Source organism: Pseudazoarcus sp. NS36 (assembly GCF_059703705.1).
This window is the reverse complement of sequence record NZ_BAAKJA010000007.1, coordinates 57,755-74,230: the sequence shown is the minus strand read 5'-3', so window position 1 is coordinate 74,230 and position 16,476 is coordinate 57,755. Positions and strand designations below refer to the sequence as shown.

Annotated in this window: 29 protein-coding genes; 26 read left to right on the top strand and 3 right to left on the bottom strand. The window is 60.0% G+C overall.

The genetic code is table 11. The features are described from left to right. Positions 1 to 3 precede the first annotated feature (3 nt). The 24 genes from rpsS (at position 4) to rplQ (ending at position 11,120) form a co-directional block, all read left to right on the top strand. On the top strand, positions 4 to 279 hold the full coding sequence (rpsS, locus tag AC6H0R_RS12210; protein WP_497574693.1) for a 30S ribosomal protein S19: 276 nt from the start codon (positions 4 to 6) through the stop codon (positions 277 to 279). Positions 280 to 288: 9 nt separating this feature from the next. Further along, positions 289 to 618 carry a 50S ribosomal protein L22 gene (gene rplV, locus AC6H0R_RS12205; RefSeq protein WP_497581636.1) on the top strand — a complete coding sequence of 110 codons (330 nt, stop codon included), beginning with the start codon at positions 289 to 291 and terminating at the stop codon, positions 616 to 618. Between the two features lie 9 nt (positions 619 to 627). Continuing rightward, positions 628 to 1,455 (top strand): 30S ribosomal protein S3, encoded by an 828-nt coding sequence (gene rpsC, locus AC6H0R_RS12200; RefSeq protein WP_497574691.1) that lies wholly within the window; start codon positions 628 to 630, stop codon positions 1,453 to 1,455. Next, positions 1,424 to 1,837: a 50S ribosomal protein L16 gene (gene rplP, locus AC6H0R_RS12195; RefSeq protein ID WP_497574690.1), complete on the top strand. Its 414-nt coding sequence runs from the start codon at positions 1,424 to 1,426 to the stop codon at positions 1,835 to 1,837. Before rpsC ends, rplP begins: the two co-directional genes overlap by 32 nt. 4 nt (positions 1,838 to 1,841) lie before the next feature. Then, on the top strand, positions 1,842 to 2,036 hold the full coding sequence (gene rpmC / locus AC6H0R_RS12190; protein WP_497574689.1) for a 50S ribosomal protein L29: 195 nt from the start codon (positions 1,842 to 1,844) through the stop codon (positions 2,034 to 2,036). After that, the gene (gene rpsQ, locus AC6H0R_RS12185; RefSeq protein WP_497581635.1) at positions 2,033 to 2,302 is read left to right on the top strand and encodes a 30S ribosomal protein S17; all 270 of its coding nucleotides are present in this window, start codon (positions 2,033 to 2,035) and stop codon (positions 2,300 to 2,302) included. The genes rpmC and rpsQ overlap by 4 nt, the downstream gene beginning before the upstream one ends. A gap of 160 nt (positions 2,303 to 2,462) precedes the next feature. Beyond that, the gene (rplN, locus tag AC6H0R_RS12180; RefSeq protein WP_497574687.1) at positions 2,463 to 2,831 is read left to right on the top strand and encodes a 50S ribosomal protein L14; all 369 of its coding nucleotides are present in this window, start codon (positions 2,463 to 2,465) and stop codon (positions 2,829 to 2,831) included. Positions 2,832 to 2,842: 11 nt separating this feature from the next. After that, the gene (gene rplX, locus AC6H0R_RS12175) at positions 2,843 to 3,160 is read left to right on the top strand and encodes a 50S ribosomal protein L24 (RefSeq protein WP_497581634.1); all 318 of its coding nucleotides are present in this window, start codon (positions 2,843 to 2,845) and stop codon (positions 3,158 to 3,160) included. A gap of 10 nt (positions 3,161 to 3,170) precedes the next feature. Further along, entirely contained in the window at positions 3,171 to 3,710 is a 540-nt protein-coding gene (gene rplE, locus AC6H0R_RS12170) for a 50S ribosomal protein L5 (protein ID WP_497581633.1), read from the top strand. Positions 3,711 to 3,717: 7 nt separating this feature from the next. After that, entirely contained in the window at positions 3,718 to 4,023 is a 306-nt protein-coding gene (gene rpsN / locus AC6H0R_RS12165; protein ID WP_497574684.1) for a 30S ribosomal protein S14, read from the top strand. A 12-nt stretch (positions 4,024 to 4,035) separates the two neighbouring features. Then, positions 4,036 to 4,431, top strand: a complete 396-nt coding sequence (gene rpsH, locus AC6H0R_RS12160; protein WP_497574683.1) for a 30S ribosomal protein S8 — start codon at positions 4,036 to 4,038, stop codon at positions 4,429 to 4,431. A 9-nt stretch (positions 4,432 to 4,440) separates the two neighbouring features. Beyond that, positions 4,441 to 4,974 carry a 50S ribosomal protein L6 gene (rplF, locus tag AC6H0R_RS12155; protein ID WP_497581632.1) on the top strand — a complete coding sequence of 178 codons (534 nt, stop codon included), beginning with the start codon at positions 4,441 to 4,443 and terminating at the stop codon, positions 4,972 to 4,974. Positions 4,975 to 4,985: 11 nt separating this feature from the next. After that, a complete protein-coding gene (rplR, locus tag AC6H0R_RS12150) occupies positions 4,986 to 5,339 on the top strand; it encodes a 50S ribosomal protein L18 (protein ID WP_497574681.1) in 354 nt (117 codons plus the stop codon). Between the two features lie 12 nt (positions 5,340 to 5,351). Then, entirely contained in the window at positions 5,352 to 5,876 is a 525-nt protein-coding gene (gene rpsE / locus AC6H0R_RS12145; protein WP_497574680.1) for a 30S ribosomal protein S5, read from the top strand. Positions 5,877 to 5,879: 3 nt separating this feature from the next. Next, complete coding sequence (rpmD, locus tag AC6H0R_RS12140; RefSeq protein ID WP_497574679.1) at positions 5,880 to 6,062, top strand: 50S ribosomal protein L30; 183 nt, start codon at positions 5,880 to 5,882, stop codon at positions 6,060 to 6,062. A gap of 1 nt (position 6,063) precedes the next feature. Beyond that, on the top strand, positions 6,064 to 6,501 hold the full coding sequence (rplO, locus tag AC6H0R_RS12135; protein WP_497581631.1) for a 50S ribosomal protein L15: 438 nt from the start codon (positions 6,064 to 6,066) through the stop codon (positions 6,499 to 6,501). Positions 6,502 to 6,516: 15 nt separating this feature from the next. Continuing rightward, entirely contained in the window at positions 6,517 to 7,842 is a 1,326-nt protein-coding gene (secY, locus tag AC6H0R_RS12130) for a preprotein translocase subunit SecY (protein ID WP_497581630.1), read from the top strand. A 4-nt stretch (positions 7,843 to 7,846) separates the two neighbouring features. Next, positions 7,847 to 8,065 (top strand): translation initiation factor IF-1, encoded by a 219-nt coding sequence (gene infA, locus AC6H0R_RS12125; protein ID WP_497574676.1) that lies wholly within the window; start codon positions 7,847 to 7,849, stop codon positions 8,063 to 8,065. A gap of 23 nt (positions 8,066 to 8,088) precedes the next feature. Beyond that, positions 8,089 to 8,202 carry a 50S ribosomal protein L36 gene (gene rpmJ / locus AC6H0R_RS12120; RefSeq protein ID WP_497574675.1) on the top strand — a complete coding sequence of 38 codons (114 nt, stop codon included), beginning with the start codon at positions 8,089 to 8,091 and terminating at the stop codon, positions 8,200 to 8,202. A gap of 55 nt (positions 8,203 to 8,257) precedes the next feature. After that, positions 8,258 to 8,623: a 30S ribosomal protein S13 gene (gene rpsM / locus AC6H0R_RS12115; RefSeq protein ID WP_497581629.1), complete on the top strand. Its 366-nt coding sequence runs from the start codon at positions 8,258 to 8,260 to the stop codon at positions 8,621 to 8,623. Between the two features lie 15 nt (positions 8,624 to 8,638). Continuing rightward, positions 8,639 to 9,028: a 30S ribosomal protein S11 gene (rpsK, locus tag AC6H0R_RS12110; protein WP_497574673.1), complete on the top strand. Its 390-nt coding sequence runs from the start codon at positions 8,639 to 8,641 to the stop codon at positions 9,026 to 9,028. A gap of 14 nt (positions 9,029 to 9,042) precedes the next feature. Beyond that, complete coding sequence (rpsD, locus tag AC6H0R_RS12105) at positions 9,043 to 9,672, top strand: 30S ribosomal protein S4 (protein ID WP_497581628.1); 630 nt, start codon at positions 9,043 to 9,045, stop codon at positions 9,670 to 9,672. A 40-nt stretch (positions 9,673 to 9,712) separates the two neighbouring features. Further along, the gene (locus tag AC6H0R_RS12100) at positions 9,713 to 10,693 is read left to right on the top strand and encodes a DNA-directed RNA polymerase subunit alpha (RefSeq protein ID WP_497581627.1); all 981 of its coding nucleotides are present in this window, start codon (positions 9,713 to 9,715) and stop codon (positions 10,691 to 10,693) included. A 25-nt stretch (positions 10,694 to 10,718) separates the two neighbouring features. Further along, on the top strand, positions 10,719 to 11,120 hold the full coding sequence (gene rplQ / locus AC6H0R_RS12095) for a 50S ribosomal protein L17 (RefSeq protein ID WP_497581626.1): 402 nt from the start codon (positions 10,719 to 10,721) through the stop codon (positions 11,118 to 11,120). A 58-nt stretch (positions 11,121 to 11,178) separates the two neighbouring features. Here the strand turns inward: rplQ and AC6H0R_RS12090 are convergent, their stop codons facing one another. After that, positions 11,179 to 11,595, bottom strand: coding sequence for an RNA-binding S4 domain-containing protein (locus AC6H0R_RS12090; protein WP_497581625.1), 417 nt, complete (start codon positions 11,593 to 11,595; stop codon positions 11,179 to 11,181). Positions 11,596 to 11,662: 67 nt separating this feature from the next. On the opposite strand from AC6H0R_RS12090, the gene galE reads away from it, so the two are divergent. Both galE and AC6H0R_RS12080 read left to right on the top strand, forming a co-directional pair. Continuing rightward, entirely contained in the window at positions 11,663 to 12,694 is a 1,032-nt protein-coding gene (galE, locus tag AC6H0R_RS12085; RefSeq protein ID WP_497581624.1) for a UDP-glucose 4-epimerase GalE, read from the top strand. Between the two features lie 16 nt (positions 12,695 to 12,710). Continuing rightward, the gene (locus AC6H0R_RS12080; RefSeq protein WP_497581623.1) at positions 12,711 to 13,094 is read left to right on the top strand and encodes a DUF2237 family protein; all 384 of its coding nucleotides are present in this window, start codon (positions 12,711 to 12,713) and stop codon (positions 13,092 to 13,094) included. 41 nt (positions 13,095 to 13,135) lie between these two features. On the opposite strand, the gene AC6H0R_RS12075 is transcribed toward AC6H0R_RS12080, so the two are convergent. Both AC6H0R_RS12075 and uvrA read right to left on the bottom strand, forming a co-directional pair. Beyond that, the gene (locus AC6H0R_RS12075; protein ID WP_497581622.1) at positions 13,136 to 13,435 is read right to left on the bottom strand and encodes a hypothetical protein; all 300 of its coding nucleotides are present in this window, start codon (positions 13,433 to 13,435) and stop codon (positions 13,136 to 13,138) included. A 23-nt stretch (positions 13,436 to 13,458) separates the two neighbouring features. Further along, positions 13,459 to 16,314 carry an excinuclease ABC subunit UvrA gene (uvrA, locus tag AC6H0R_RS12070; RefSeq protein WP_497581621.1) on the bottom strand — a complete coding sequence of 952 codons (2,856 nt, stop codon included), beginning with the start codon at positions 16,312 to 16,314 and terminating at the stop codon, positions 13,459 to 13,461. Between the last annotated feature and the right edge of the window lie 162 nt (positions 16,315 to 16,476).

Here is a 16,476-nt window from a genome sequence, read left to right as displayed (position 1 = left end):
GAGATGGCACGTTCCGTAAAAAAGGGCCCGTTCGTAGACGGGCACCTGCTGAAAAAGGTGGATGCGGCGCGCACGTCAAATGACAAGCGCCCCATCAAGACCTGGTCCCGCCGCTCGACGGTCCTGCCCGACTTCGTCGGTCTGACGATCGCGGTGCATAACGGTCGCCAGCACGTTCCGGTATTCATTTCCGAGAACATGGTCGGCCACAAGCTCGGCGAGTTCGCGCTCACGCGTACCTTCAAAGGTCACGCCGCGAGCAAGAAGGCGAAGAGGTAAGGGGAAAACATGGAAACCAAAGCGATTCTTCGCGGTGTCCGCCTGTCTGCCCAAAAAGGCCGACTTGTTGCTGACATGGTGCGAGGCAAGTCGGTTGATCAGGCGCTCAGCATTCTCGCCTTCTCGCCGAAGAAGGGTGCCGAGATCATCCGCAAGGTGGTCGAGTCCGCGATTGCCAACGCCGAGCACAACGACGGTGCCGATATCGACACACTGAAAGTCAAGACGATCATGGTCGAAGAGGGTACTTCGCTCAAGCGCTTCACTGCGCGTGCGAAAGGCCGCGGCAACCGCATTCTCAAGCCCACCTGCCATATCTACGTGTCGGTCGGGGAGTAAGGAGCAACTATGGGTCAGAAAATTCATCCGACCGGGTTCCGTCTCGCGGTTACGCGCGACTGGTCCTCGCGCTGGTTCGCTCCGACGGGCGATTACGCAAAGATGCTGGGCGAAGACATCAAGGTCCGTGACTTCCTCAAGAAGCGTCTCGCGCATGCCTCCGTTGGTCGCGTGATCATCGAGCGTCCGGCCAAGAACGCACGCATTACGCTGTTCAGTGCTCGTCCTGGTGTCATCATCGGCAAGAAGGGTGAGGACATCGAGACGCTCAAGCGTGAGCTGCAGGGCATCATGGGTGTTCCGGTTCACGTGAACATCGAGGAAGTCCGCAAGCCCGAGGTTGATGCGCAGCTGATCGCTGATTCGATTGCGCAGCAGCTCGAGAAGCGCATCATGTTCCGTCGTGCAATGAAGCGCGCGATGCAGAACGCCACGCGCCTCGGTGCCCAGGGCATCAAGATCATGAGCTCCGGTCGTCTGAACGGTGCCGAGATCGCCCGTACCGAGTGGTATCGCGAAGGTCGCGTGCCGCTGCACACGCTGCGTGCGGACATCGACTACGGCTTCTCCGAGGCAAAGACCACCTACGGCATCATCGGCATCAAGGTTTGGGTGTACAAGGGTGAGATGCTCGGTCGCAATGAAAAGCCTGCTGCGGTAGAGGGTGAAGGTGAGGTTCGCAAGGCGCGTCGCGCGCCGCGTTCCGATGCCCCCGATGGTCGCGCACCCAAGCGCGCCGGCCGTCGAGCAGATCAACCGGATGCCGACAAGAGCGGCGCACGTACGAAGAAATCGGGAGTAGACGATGCTGCAGCCGTCGAGAAGGAAGTATCGTAAGGAACAGAAGGGCCGTAACACCGGCGTCGCCACTCGTGGCGCGAAGGTCAGTTTCGGTGAGTTCGGCCTGAAGGCGGTTGGTCGTGGTCGTCTGACAGCTCGTCAGATCGAGTCCGCCCGTCGTGCGATGACCCGTCACATCAAGCGTGGCGGCCGCATTTGGATTCGCGTGTTCCCGGACAAGCCGATCTCCAGCAAGCCTGCCGAAGTCCGTATGGGTAACGGTAAAGGTAACCCGGAGTACTGGGTCGCTGAGATTCAACCGGGCAAGGTGTTGTACGAAATGGATGGCGTTAGCGAAGAACTCGCCCGCGAAGCGTTCCGGCTTGCAGCCGCGAAACTTCCGCTTGCGACGGTGTTCGTGCATCGCCACTTGGGGTGATCTGATGAAAGCAAGTGAACTTCGCGCCAAAGGCGTAGAGGAATTGGACAAGGAGTTGCTTGAGTTGCTGAAGGCGCAGTTCTCTCTGCGCATGCAGCACGCAACTCAGCAACTTGGTGATACGACTCAGCTGCGCAAGGTGCGCCGTGACGTGGCTCGTGTTCGTACCCTGTTGCGTGAAAAGGCGGTGCAGAAATGACCGAACAGACTCAGAGCGTGCGCCGCACCCTGGTGGGCCGCGTCGTTAGCGACAAAATGCAGAAAACCGTGACGGTGCTCGTTGAGCGTCGCGTGAAGCATGAGCTCTACGGCAAGATCATGACCAAGACTGCGAAGTATCACGCGCATGACGGGGAAGAGCTGGCAGGTGCCGGCGATCTGGTCGAGATTGAAGAATGCCGCCCGGTCTCCAAGACCGTGGCCTGGCGTGTTGCGAAGGTGTTGGAGAAGGCGCGCATCATCTGATCGCCTTTTTTACTGCCGAGCGGTTTAACGGCTTGCGAAGTTTATAATTCGCCGTTATACTGCTCGGTCTTCGCTTCTGTAACTCCGCCCTTAGCCGGGCATCCCACCCGAACGGGTTCCAAGACTGACCGCTCCGGCGGGAAAAGTTGGAGATAAATTCATGATTCAAATGCAGTCCATGCTGGACGTGGCCGATAACTCTGGCGCGCGTTCGGTGATGTGTATCAAGGTCCTTGGTGGTTCCAAGCGTCGCTATGCGGGTATTGGGGACATCATCAAGGTCAGCATCAAGGATGCTGCGCCGCGCGGTCGCGTGAAGAAAGGTGACGTCTATAGCGCGGTGGTTGTGCGTACCGCCAAGGGTGTTCGTCGCCCGGATGGCTCGCTCGTCAAATTCGACGGCAACGCCGCAGTCCTGCTCAACAACAAGCTCGAGCCGATTGGTACCCGTATCTTTGGGCCGGTTACCCGTGAGCTGCGTACCGAGAAGTTCATGAAGATCGTCTCGCTCGCGCCTGAAGTGCTCTGAGAGGTTTTGCGATGAACAAGATCCGTAAAGGTGATGAAGTAATGGTCCTGGCCGGTAAGGACAAGGGCCGTCGTGGTGCCGTGCTGCGTCGCGTTGATGATGAGCGCGTGCTCGTCGAAGGCGTGAATCGCGTTAAGAAGCACGTGCGTCCGAATCCGATGAAGGGCGAGACGGGAGGTATTCTCGAGAAAGAGATGCCGATCCACATTTCCAACGTTGCCCTGTTCAACCCGGCTGCGCAGAAAGCCGATCGGGTTGGCTTCAAGGTGCTTGAGGATGGCCGCAAGGTTCGTTTCTTCAAGTCGAACGGCGAACTGGTTGACGCCTAAGGGAGTGACGATGGCGCGCTTGAAAGAGTTTTATAAAGACACGGTTGTCCCGGAGCTGACTACGCGCTTCGAGTACAAGTCGGTCATGGAGGTGCCCCGCATCACCAAGATCACCCTGAACATGGGTGTGGGTGAGGCGGTAGGCGACAAGAAGATTCTCGAGAATGCCGTAGCTGACATGACCAAGATTGCTGGTCAGAAGCCGGTGGTGACCAAGGCTCGGAAGTCGATCGCGGGTTTCAAGATCCGTGACGGTTATCCGATTGGCTGCATGGTCACGCTGCGTGGTCCGCAAATGTTCGAGTTTCTTGATCGTCTGATCGCTGTGGCGATCCCGCGTATCCGCGACTTCCGCGGTATTTCCGGGAAAGGCTTCGATGGTCGTGGCAACTACAACATGGGCGTGAAAGAGCAGATTATTTTCCCGGAGATCGAGTACGACAAGATCGATGCTCTGCGCGGGATGAACATCAGCATCACGACGACCGCGAAATCCGACGAGGAAGCGAAAGCGCTGCTGTCGGCGTTCAAGTTCCCGTTCAAGAATTGAGGCTGTTATGGCGAAATTGGCTCTGATCAATCGTGAGGAAAAGCGTAGCAAGTTGGTGGCGAAGTATGCCGCCAAGCGTGCCGCGCTGATCGCCCAGATCAAGGACAGCAAGTTGTCCGAAGAGGAGCGCATGGTTGCGCGTCTGAAGCTCCAGCAGCTTCCGCGCAATGCGAGCCCGGTCCGCGGTCGTAATCGTTGCACGCTCACCGGTCGCCCGCGTGGTGTGTTCCGCAAGTTCGGTCTGTGTCGCAACAAGCTGCGTGAACTCGCGTTCCGCGGCGAAGTGCCCGGCGTGACCAAGGCGAGCTGGTAAGGAGGGTATGAAATGAGTATGTCCGATCCGATCGCCGACATGCTGACGCGCATCCGTAATGGACAGCAGGCTCAGAAAGTCACGGTCACGATGCCGAGCTCGAAACTGAAGATCGCAATTGCGAAGGTTCTTCAGGATGAGGGTTACATCGATTCCTATTCGGTGCGCGAGAACGGCGGAAAGCCGGAACTTGACATCGGTTTGAAGTACTACGCCGGCCGGCCGGTTATCGAGCGCATTGAGCGCGTGAGCCGCCCTGGTCTTCGTATCTACAAGGGTAGCGACAAGCTTCCGCGTGTCATGAACGGACTGGGTGTGGCCATCGTGTCGACCCCCAGGGGCGTCATGACCGACCGTGCGGCTCGTGCCGGCCGTGTCGGTGGCGAAGTCATCTGCTACGTCGCCTAAGGAGTAAGCATGTCTCGTGTAGCGAAGAATCCGGTCGCGCTCCCGAAGGGTGTGGAAGTGACGATCAGCGCGTCTCAGGTCACCGTCAAGGGGCCTCTCGGTGCGCTGACCCAGCAGTTCAGCAATAACGTCACGATCGAACGTGACGGTGAGGCGCTGGTGTTCGCGCCGCGCGAAGGTGCTGCGAACGGTCATGCCATGTCGGGTACCGCTCGTGCAGTCGTGAACAACATGGTGCTTGGTGTCAGCAAAGGCTTCGAGAAGAAGCTCACGCTGGTCGGTGTCGGTTATCGCGCCCAGGCCCAAGGCGACAAGCTGAATCTGTCGCTGGGGTTCTCTCACCCTGTCGTGCATCAGATGCCGGCTGGTGTGAAGGTGGAAACGCCAACCCAGACCGAGATCCTGATCAAGGGGATCGACAAGCAGCAAGTCGGCCAAGTTGCGGCTGAAGTGCGGGCATATCGCCAACCTGAACCCTATAAGGGTAAAGGCGTTCGCTACGCGGACGAGGTGATCGTGCTCAAGGAAACCAAGAAGAAGTAAGGGCGGTTTTCATGAACAAAAAACTAGGTCGTCTGCGTCGTGCCCGCAAAACCCGGGCCAAGCTCGCGGAACTGAAAGCAGTGCGTCTCACGGTGTTCCGGACGAATGCGCACATCTATGCGCAGATCATTTCGGGCTGCCGTTCGAAGGTGCTCGCCTCTGCTTCCACAGTGGAAAAAGATGTCCGCGCCCAGCTCAAGTCCGGTGCGAACAAGGAAGCCGCCACGGTGGTCGGCAAGCTCATCGCCGAACGCGCCAAGGCCGCCGGTATCGAGCAGGTTGCTTTCGATCGTTCCGGTTTTCTCTATCACGGTCGCGTCAAAGCGCTGGCCGATGCAGCCCGCGAAGGCGGACTGAAGTTCTAAGCGAGGATTCGTATGGCCAAGCAACAAAGCAAACGAGCGCCTGGAGCTGAAGAGCGCGACGACAACATGCGCGAGAAGATGGTCGCCATCAACCGCGTGACGAAAGTCGTCAAGGGTGGTCGCATCCTCGGTTTCGCAGCGCTGACCGTCGTCGGTGACGGCGATGGTGGCATCGGCATGGGCAAGGGCAAGTCCCGCGAAGTGCCGGTTGCCGTGCAGAAGGCAATGGACGAAGCCCGTCGCAAGATGGCGAAAGTCGCTCTGCGCAATGGAACCCTGCAACACACCGTGATCGGCCACCATGGCGCGGCTCGCGTGTTGATGCAGCCGGCGCCCAACGGTACCGGCATCATCGCGGGTGGTCCGATGCGTGCGGTGTTCGAAGTGATGGGCGTGACCGACGTGATCTGCAAGTGCATCGGTTCGACCAACCCTTACAACGTCGTGCGTGCAACGATCAGCGGCTTGCTCGCAATCAGCACGCCGGCGGAGATTGCTGCCAAGCGGGGCAAGTCCGTCGAAGAGATTCTGGGGTAAGCGATGTCCGACAAGAAAATCAAGGTCACGCTGGTGAAAAGCGTGATCGGTACCAAGCAATCGCACCGCGCAACCGTTCGTGGCCTCGGCCTGCGTCGACTGAATCACTCGGTCGAACTGCAGGACACGCCCGAAGTGCGCGGCATGATCAACAAGGTCTCGTACCTTGTGAAGTCCGAGGGTTGATATGCGACTGAATACCATCAAGCCCGGTGAGGGCTCCAAGAAGGCCGCTCGTCGCGTTGGTCGCGGCATCGGTTCCGGTCTGGGTAAGACTGCCGGTCGTGGCCACAAAGGCCAGAAGTCCCGTGCCGGCGGTTTTCACAAGGTCGGTTTTGAAGGCGGTCAGATGCCGCTGCAGCGTCGTCTGCCCAAGCGCGGATTCGTTTCGCTGACGCGCGGCCGTAACGCTGAAGTCCGCCTGTCGGAAATCGACAAGCTGCCGATCGACGAAATTGATCTGCTGGTGTTGAAGCAGGCAGGCGTGATTCCGGCGGATTCGCTGTCGGCTAAAGTCATCCTCTCCGGTGAAATCGGTCGCAAGGTTGCCCTGCGTGGTGTGGGTGCCACCAAGGGTGCGCTCGCGGCAATCGAAGCCGCCGGCGGCTCCGTCTCGGCCGAATAAGGCAAGGAAAGCACAGTGGCAAACACCGCAGCCACCTTGGGCAGCACCGGGCGTTTCGGAGATCTCAAGCGTCGCTTGTTCTTCGTGCTCGGTGCGCTCATCGTCTATCGCCTTGGTGCACACATTCCGGTGCCTGGCATCGACCCCGAGCGACTCGCTGAGCTGTTCCAGTCGCAGGCCGGTGGCATCCTTGGGGTGTTCAACCTCTTTTCGGGCGGTGCGCTGTCGCGCTTTACGATCTTTGCCTTGGGTATCATGCCGTACATCTCGGCGTCCATCATCATGCAGCTTTTGACGGTGGCAGTTCCGTCGCTGGAGCAGCTGAAGAAGGATGGCGAGGCCGGGCGGAGAAAGATTACCCAGTACACGCGCTACGGCACCTTGGTGCTGGCGCTTGCGCAGGCAATCGGCATCTCGATAGCGCTGGAGACTCAAGCTGGTCTGGTGCTTGACCCAGGTTTGATGTTCCGCTTTGTCACGGTGGCGACGCTGGTGACCGGAACGATGTTCCTGATGTGGTTGGGCGAGCAGATTACCGAGCGTGGTATTGGCAACGGGATTTCGCTGATTATTTTTGCCGGCATCGTGGCGGGCTTGCCCAGTGCAATCGGTGGCTTGTTCGAGCTGGTACGTACTGGCGCGATGCACCCCTTCACGGCGCTCGTAATTTGCGTGCTGGTGGTGGTGGTGACGGGCTTCGTGGTGTTTGTCGAGCGGGGCCAGCGCAAGATCTTGGTGAACTACGCCAAGCGTCAGGTCGGAAACAAGGTGTACGGCGGTCAAAGCTCGCACCTGCCTCTGAAGCTGAACATGGCTGGTGTCATTCCGCCTATCTTCGCGTCGAGCATCATTCTGTTCCCGGCGACGCTGGGTCAGTGGTTCGGCGCCTCGGAAGGCATGACCTGGCTGCGTGATATTTCGTCGACGCTCGCTCCGGGTCAGCCGATCTACGTAATGTTGTATGCACTGGCCATTATCTTCTTCTGCTTCTTCTACACGGCGTTGGTGTTCAACCCGCGGGAAACGGCAGATAACCTGAAGAAGAGTGGTGCTTTTGTGCCGGGGATTCGTCCGGGTGATCAGACGGCTCGCTACATCGAGAAGATTCTGACGCGTCTGACCATGGTCGGCGCGGTGTATATCACCTTGGTGTGCTTGTTGCCTGAGTTCTTGATCCTGCGCTGGAACGTGCCGTTCTACTTCGGTGGCACCTCGTTGTTGATCATCGTGGTGGTGACCATGGACTTCATGAACCAGGTGCAGTCTCATGTGATGTCGCACCAGTACGAAAGCCTGTTGAAGAAAGCGAACTTCAAAGGCGCCGGTTTGCCTTCCAGGTGAGCAGATGGCGAAGGAAGACGTAATCGAGATGCAGGGGGAGGTACTCGAGAACCTCCCGAACGCGACCTTCCGCGTGAAGCTCGAGAACGGACACGTTGTACTCGGATATATCTCCGGGAAGATGCGCATGCACTACATCCGGATCCTTCCGGGCGACAAGGTAACGGTTCAGCTTACGCCGTATGACCTGAGCAAAGCCCGGATCGTGTTCCGGACGAAGTAATCCAAGATATTAGGAGCAATAAAATGAGAGTCCAAGCTTCTGTCAAGCGGCTGTGCCGCAACTGCAAGGTCGTTCGTCGCAAAGGCGTGGTTCGCGTCATCTGCACGGATCCGCGTCACAAGCAGCGTCAGGGTTGATCTCCGCGCTGCCTAAGATTACAATTTAACGTTTCGCTTTTTGGGGTATAGCCGAATGGCACGTATCGCTGGGGTCAACATTCCCAACCATAAGCACGTCGAGATCGCGCTGACTGCCATTTATGGCATTGGCCGCACCCGTGCCCAGAAAATTTGCGACGAGTCCGCTATTGCCCGTTCGGTCAAGGTCAAAGATCTGACCGAGTCGGACATGGACCGTCTGCGTGATGGCGTTGCGAAGTTCGTCGTAGAAGGCGATCTTCGTCGTGAAGTCACGATGAACATCAAGCGTTTGATGGACCTCGGTTGTTACCGTGGTTTCCGCCACCGCCGTGGCCTGCCGATGCGCGGCCAGCGCACGCGTACGAATGCTCGCACTCGCAAGGGTCCGCGCAAGTCCATCGCCGGCAAGAAGAAGTGATCAGGGGTTAACTAAATGGCTAAGACTGCTGCGAAGGTTCGCAAGAAGGTCAAGAAGAACGTTGCCGAGGGTATCGCCCACGTTCACGCGAGCTTCAACAACACCATCATCACGATTACCGACCGCCAGGGTAATGCCCTGTCGTGGGCGACCTCGGGTGGTGCCGGTTTCAAAGGCTCGCGCAAGAGCACTCCGTTTGCGGCGCAGGTCGCAGCTGAGGCTGCCGGTAAGGCTGCCCAGGAATGCGGCATCAAGAACCTTGAGGTTCGTATCAAGGGCCCGGGACCGGGTCGTGAGTCCGCCGTGCGTGCGCTCAACTCGATCGGCATCAAGATCTCCAGCATCACGGATGTCACGCCGGTTCCGCACAACGGTTGCCGTCCGCCCAAGAAGCGTCGTATCTGACGAAGGAGTAGAAAGTGGCTCGTAATCTGGATCCCAAGTGCCGTCAGTGCCGCCGCGAAGGCGAGAAGCTGTTCCTCAAGGCCGAAAAGTGTTTTACCGACAAGTGCTCGATCGAGCGTCGTTCCTACGCGCCGGGTCAGCACGGTCAGCGTTCCGGTCAGCGCATGTCCGGCTACGGTGTTCAGCTTCGTGAGAAGCAGAAGATCCGTCGTCTGTATGGCGTGCTCGAAGGTCAGTTCCGTCGGGTGTTTGCAGAGGCTGATCGCCGCCGTGGTCAAACCGGCGAGAACCTGCTTCAGCTGCTCGAAGGCCGTCTGGACTCCGTTGTCTATCGCATGGGCTTTGGTGGTTCGCGTGCCGAATCGCGTCAGCTGGTGCGCCACAACGGGATTCTGGTCAATGGCAAGCGCGTGAATATTCCGTCGTATGTCGTGAAGCCGGGTGATGTGGTTGAAGTGACCGAGGCGGCCCGTGGCCAACTTCGTGTCAAAGCTGCCCTTGAGGCCGCCAGCTCCCGCGGTTTCCCGGAGTGGCTCGACGTTGATGCGAAAGCCGGCAAGGGTACCTTCAAGGCTTATCCGCAGCGCAGCGAGCTGCCCCCGACGATCAACGAGAATCTGGTCGTCGAACTCTATTCCCGCTAACTCCGGTTAGCCCCAGGACATAAGGCCCGAGGAACTGCTGATGCAAAGCAATGCACTGCTGAAACCGCGCATCATCGACGTGCAGAACATCTCGCCGGTGCAGGCGCGTGTCACGATGGAGCCGTTCGAGCGTGGTTTCGGCCATACGCTGGGCAATGCGCTTCGTCGCATCCTGCTGTCGTCGCTGCCGGGCAGCGCCCCGACGGAAGTCACGATCGAAGGCGTGCTGCACGAGTACTCCACACTGGACGGTGTGCGCGAAGATATCGTTGATGTACTGCTGAACCTGAAAGGCGTGGTACTCAAGCTCCATAATCGTCCCGATGCGACCTTGCGTCTGTCGAAGAGTGGCGAGGGTGTGGTTACCGCTGCGGATCTGGAAATCGGTCACGATGTCGAGATCATCAACCCGGATCATGTGATTGCTCACATCGCGCCGGGCGGTAAGCTGGACATGGAAATTCGTGTTCAACAAGGCCGTGGCTACGAGCCGTCGAACGTGCGTCCGGAGAATGCCGAAAGCAAGGCGATCGGTCGCATCATGCTCGACGCTTCGTTCAGCCCGGTTCGTCGCGTCAGCTACATGGTCGAGAGCGCGCGTGTTGAACAGCGTACCGACCTCGATCGTCTGGTCATTGACATCGAGACCAACGGTGCGGTTGATCCGGAAGAGGCGATCCGTTATTCGGCTCGCGTGCTGATGGATCAGCTGTCGGTGTTTGCCGAGCTTGAGGGTACCGAGCCGGTCGAAGAGCGTGTCGAGAGCGTCACGATCGACCCGGTGCTGTTGCGTCCGGTTGATGACCTCGAGCTGACCGTGCGTTCGGCCAACTGCCTGAAGGCCGAGAACATCTACTACATCGGTGACTTGATCCAGCGCACCGAGACCGAGCTGCTCAAGACCCCGAACCTGGGTCGCAAGTCGCTCAACGAGATCAAAGAAGTGTTGGCCACCCGTGGTCTGACGCTTGGCATGAAACTTGAAAACTGGCCGCCGGCCGGGCTTGAAAAGCTCGGTTAATGCGGGTCGAATGAGGTAATAGAAAATGCGTCACCGCAACGGTCTTCGCAAGCTGAACCGGACCAGCAGCCACCGCCAGGCGATGTTCCGCAACATGGCCAACTCGCTGCTGCAGCATGAGGTCATCAAGACGACTCTGCCCAAGGCAAAAGAGCTGCGCCGCGTCGTCGAGCCGCTGATCACCCTCGGCAAGAAGCCGACGGTGGCCAATCGCCGCCTCGCCTTCAACCGCATGCGTGACCGCGATATGGTGGTCAAGCTCTTCAATGAGCTCGGCCCGCGCTTCGCCGAACGTAACGGTGGGTATCTCCGCATTCTCAAGTACGGCTTCCGTGATGGCGACAACGCGCCGATGGCGCTGGTTGAGCTGGTAGACCGTCCGGAGATGGACGAGGCATCTGCTGAGCAGGTCAAGGAAGCTGCCTGAGTATTCTCAGCGTGGCTGATGCAAAGAAAGGGGCCTGCGGGCCCCTTTTGTTTTGTGCTCAATGACTATCGCCTCGCCAACGCTCGAGGGTTCTACGATCCCGCTTGGTCGGGCGGCCTGAAGAGGGCTCATGCGCGGAGTCCAGCTTTCGCAAGGCTTCCGCTTCGATCCTCCTGCGCAGGCTTTCTTCTGTCTCCAGGTACAAGGTCTGTGCGGTGGTAGCCGGGCCGCGCAGAGCGCTGAGCGCGCGAACGACCACCTCTCGTTCCACTGCATCCTTTTGCAGCTTGATCCGGTCCCCGACGCGTACGTTGCGGGCGGGCTTGCAGCGAAGTCCGCCAATACGCACGTGGCCTGCGTCGATGGCCGCGGCAGCGCTACTGCGTGTCTTGTAGAAACGAGCGGCCCACAGCCATTTGTCGATGCGTACGCCTTCGTTACCAGGTGTTGTGTCGCAGGTATTGTTGCGTGGCATGACTGGTATCCTTGACCGCTCAAACGAGGGCGTATGTACGCCTCTCTGCAATTCTACGGAGACGTCGATGGCTTGTGTGCTCGTGACCGGTGGGGCCGGCTATATCGGCTCGCATACCTGCGTTGCGTTGCTCGCTGCGGGGCACGATATTGTCGTGGTGGATAGTCTGATCAATGCCCACCCGCAGGTGCTCGAACGCATCGAGCACATTGCGGGCAAGCGGCTGACCGCCTTCTATCCGATCGATGTGCGTTCCGGCGTTGCTCTTTCGGAAGTGTTTGAGCGCCATCCGATCAACGCGGTGATCCATTTTGCGGCCCTCAAAGCGGTTGGAGAGTCGGTTGCCGAGCCGCTCAAGTACTACGACAACAACGTTGGCGGGACCATCTCGGTGCTGCGCGCGATGCGTGAAGCCGGGGTGCGACGTCTGGTGTTCAGTTCTTCCGCAACGGTATATGGCGATCCGGTCGCAGTTCCGGTGCGCGAGGATTTCCCGACAGGGCCGACCAATCCGTATGGTTGGACCAAGTGGATGATGGAACACGTGTTGGCGGAAACGGCGCAGTCCGAGCCCGGCTGGTCTGTTGCGGTACTGCGTTACTTCAATCCGGTTGGTGCGCATGCAAGCGGGATGATCGGGGAAGACCCGGAGGGTTTGCCGAACAACTTGATGCCGTATATCAGTCAGGTCGCGGTCGGGCGTTTGGCGGAACTAAAGGTGTTTGGCGATGACTATCCGACGACCGACGGCACCGGAGTGCGCGACTATATCCACGTAGAGGATCTGGCTAGCGCCCATGTTCATGCTCTGGAGCGGCTCGGCAACTTGCCTGGCATGAACTGCATGAATCTCGGAACCGGGCGTGGCTACAGCGTGCTGGAAGTGTTGCGTGCCTTCGAGACGGCGAGCGGAAAACAGATTCCATTTCGGGTGATGCCGCGGCGCGCCGGAGATGTTGCCGAATGCTGGGCCGATCCGTCACTGGCTGAACACTTGCTGGGCTGGCGCGCGGAACGCGATCTGATGACAATGTGCGAGGACGCTTGGCGTTGGCAATCTGCCAATCCCCGCGGCTACCGCAGCGAGGTAATTGAATGATGTGGAGGAGGGTATCGTGAGCGATACGCAGACCGAGGAGCAGATCAACGTCCTGGGCGGTCCTTTGCTCGCCTGCAGCTACGCGCCATTGACGGGCTTCTTCCGGACCGGTTGTTGTGAAACCAGCGGCGAGGATGTCGGTCGTCACGTGGTTTGCGTCAAGGTGACGCGGGAGTTTCTCGACTTCTCCCGTTCGGCCGGAAACGATCTGAGTACGCCGCGTCCCGAGTTCAGATTTGCCGGCCTTCAGCCTGGTGATCGGTGGTGCTTGTGCGCAGCGCGCTGGCTCGAAGCCTACCGAGCCGGTGCTGCGCCAGGCGTCGTACTGGCAGCAACCCATCGTGCCGCGCTGGAAATCGTTCCGTTGGAGTTGCTGCGGGAGTGCGCGCTCGAATCATGATGTCCGCCGCAGCGCAAAGCACTGGCAGGCGGTGATCGCACCTACCAGTGCTTGCGCACCCGGTTGCGGTACTGCACATCGTTGGGCAAAACTTTTTGCATCGCCTCGAAGTGGCTCGTCACCATGACGGTGGCCTTGAGCATCGTCTCTGGGCGGATGTAGGGCAGTTCCTTCTGTCGTGCCGTCATGCGCACGATCAATTCAATCGCACGTTTACGCTGTTGTTCGTCCGGCGGCAGATAAATGCCCAACTCGGCGCCGATCAGGGTCTTGAGAAATTCGACACGTCGATCAATGCGCGCCATGAAGCGCGTTTCCGCTTCGTTCAGTTGTTCGCTCATCGTTGGCTCCCTGTGGCAGCGCTTTAACCTGTAATGGCTGCGCCCGCTGTTGTCGTGTGCAGTTGCAGCGCACGTGACAGATAGCGTCCGGTATGGCTGCGGTCGTTCGTTGCGATGCTTTCCGGTGGGCCGCTGCATACGATCATCCCGCCGCCGTCACCACCCTCAGGGCCGAGGTCGATTACCCAGTCCGCCGTTTTGATGACATCGAGATTGTGCTCGATCACTACGACCGTGTTGCCGTGGTCGCGTAGACGTTGCACAACGCCGAGTAATAATTCTATGTCATGAAAGTGCAGTCCGGTGGTCGGTTCGTCAAGAATGTACAGCGTCCGACCAGTGTCGCGCTTGGACAGTTCAAGTGCCAGTTTGACGCGCTGGGCCTCGCCGCCGGACAAGGTTGTGGCACTCTGGCCGAGGCGGATATAGCCGAGGCCGACGTCCATCATCGTGTCGAGCTTGCGTGCGATGGCGGGCACGGCAGCAAAGAAGTCCAGCGCCTGCTCGACGGTCATCTCCAGCACTTCCTGGATGTTCTTGCCGCGATAGCGGATCTCCAGCGTCTCGCGGTTGTAGCGCTTGCCGTGACATACGTCGCAGGGGACGTACATGTCGGGGAGAAAGTGCATTTCCACCTTGATCATTCCGTCGCCTTGGCAGGCCTCGCAGCGCCCACCCTTGACGTTGAAGGAGAAGCGCCCCGGGCCGTAGCCACGCGCGCGCGAATCGGGCACACCGGAAAACAGGTCGCGAATCGGCGTGAACAGACCGGTATAGGTCGCGGGGTTTGAGCGGGGTGTGCGGCCGATCGGTGACTGGTCTACGTTGATGACCTTGTCGAAGTGGTCCAGGCCCTCGATCGCATTGAACGGGGCCGGTTCGGTGTTGCTGCCATACAGGTGGCGAGCGGCGATGGCATACAAGGTGTCATTGATCAGCGTGGACTTGCCCGAGCCCGATACGCCGGTTACGCAGGTGAGCAGGCCGCAGGGAATCTCGAGGTCAACGTTCTTCAGGTTGTTGCCGTTGCAGCCGGTCAGATGCAGGGTGCGCTGCGGGTCGGGTGTGAGACGGCGTGCCGGCATCGGAATGCTGCGGCGGCCGGACAGATAGGCGCCGGTCAGCGAGTCGGGGTGGGCGATGACCTCATCCGGGGTGCCGGATGCAATCACGCAGCCGCCGTGTTCGCCGGCGCCCGGCCCCATGTCGACGACATGGTCCGCTGCACGAATTGCGTCTTCGTCGTGTTCCACGACGATCACCGTATTACCCAGGTCGCGCAGCTTGCGCAGCGTGTCGAGCAGGCGGTCGTTGTCGCGTTGGTGCAGGCCGATCGACGGTTCGTCGAGCACGTACATCACGCCGGTCAGGCCCGAGCCGATCTGGCTTGCCAGCCGGATGCGTTGCGCCTCACCGCCGGACAGCGTGTCGGCAGAGCGGTCGAGCGACAGGTAACCCAGTCCGACGTCGATCAGGAAGCCGAGGCGGTTGCCGATCTCGCGCACGATCTTGTCGGCCACCGCGGCCCGCTGGCCAGTGAGCTGCAGGCCTTCGAAGAAGGTGCGGGCTTCCGACAGCGGCATCGCCGCTACGCGGTTGATCGGTAGCCCGCCGATCAACACGTGGCGCGCCTCGGAGCGCAGACGCGAGCCGCCACAGGCCGGGCAGGCGCGGGTGGCGCGGTACTTTGCCAACTCCTCGCGCACCGTGACCGAATCCGTCTCGCGGAAGCGTCGCTCGAGGTTGGGGATGATGCCCTCGAAGGGGTGCTCTTTGGCCACCAGCTTTCCGCTGTCGGAGAAGTAGCGAAAGGTGATCTTCTGGTTGCCCGAGCCGTGCAGCACGATGTCGCGGATGTCCTCCGGGAGCTCGCCAAAGGGCGTGTCCACATCGAAGTCGTAATGCACCGCCAGCCCGGTCAGCATCTGAAAATAGAACTGGTTGCGCCGGTCCCAGCCGCGAATCGCGCCGGAGGCGAGGGAAAGCTCGGGGTGGGCGACAACGCGCGCCGGGTCGAAGAACTCGACGTGCCCCAGTCCGTCGCACGTCGGACAGGCGCCAGCCGGATTGTTGAACGAGAACAGCCTGGGCTCCAGCTCGGCCAGCGCATAGCTGCAGATGGGGCAGGCGAAGCGCGCCGAGAACAGATGCTCGTGCCCGCTGTCGAGTTCCACGGCAATCGCCCGCCCTTCGGCATGCAGCAGCGCGGTTTCGAAGGATTCGGCGATGCGTCCGCGCACATCGGCGCGTACCTTGAGGCGGTCGATGACAACTTCCACGGTGTGACGCCGGCCCTTCTCCAGCGCCGGCAGCGAATCGAGATCGTGCACCTCGCCATCAACGCGCACGCGCACGAAGCCTTGCGCGCGCAGCTCGGCAAAGAGATCGCTCTGCTCACCCTTGCGGCCCGACACCACGGGCGCAACGATCATCAGCCGCGTTTCCTCCGGCAGATCGAGCACATGGTCGACCATCTGCGAAATGGTCTGCGCGGCCAGTTGCTGTTCCGGGTGATCGGGGCAGTGCGGCGTGCCGGCGCGAGCGTACAGCAGGCGTAGATAGTCGTGGATTTCGGTGACCGTGCCGACGGTCGAGCGCGGGTTGTGGCTGGTAGCCTTCTGTTCGATCGAGATCGCCGGCGACAGGCCTTCGATGAGGTCGACGTCCGGCTTCTCCATCAACTGCAGGAACTGTCGTGCGTAGGCCGACAGCGACTCGACATAGCGGCGCTGACCTTCGGCGTAGAGCGTGTCGAACGCGAGCGACGACTTGCCCGAGCCGGACAGGCCGGTGATCACCGTCAGTCGGTTGCGCGGCAGGTCAAGGCTGACATTGCGAAGATTGTGCGTGCGGGCACCGCGGATGCGGATTTCTTCCATGGCGTCTGCTGAATGTGGGTAACACGCCACTATACGAGAGAAGGCTGGCCCGGCACAAACCCTTGAGCGGTCTGCAATTTGAGCGTATCGAGGCGGCGCTGCCGCGATCGGCCGTGCGACTGATAGAATCGCCCCTTCGTCCGAACCGTCCTGACCTTCTGC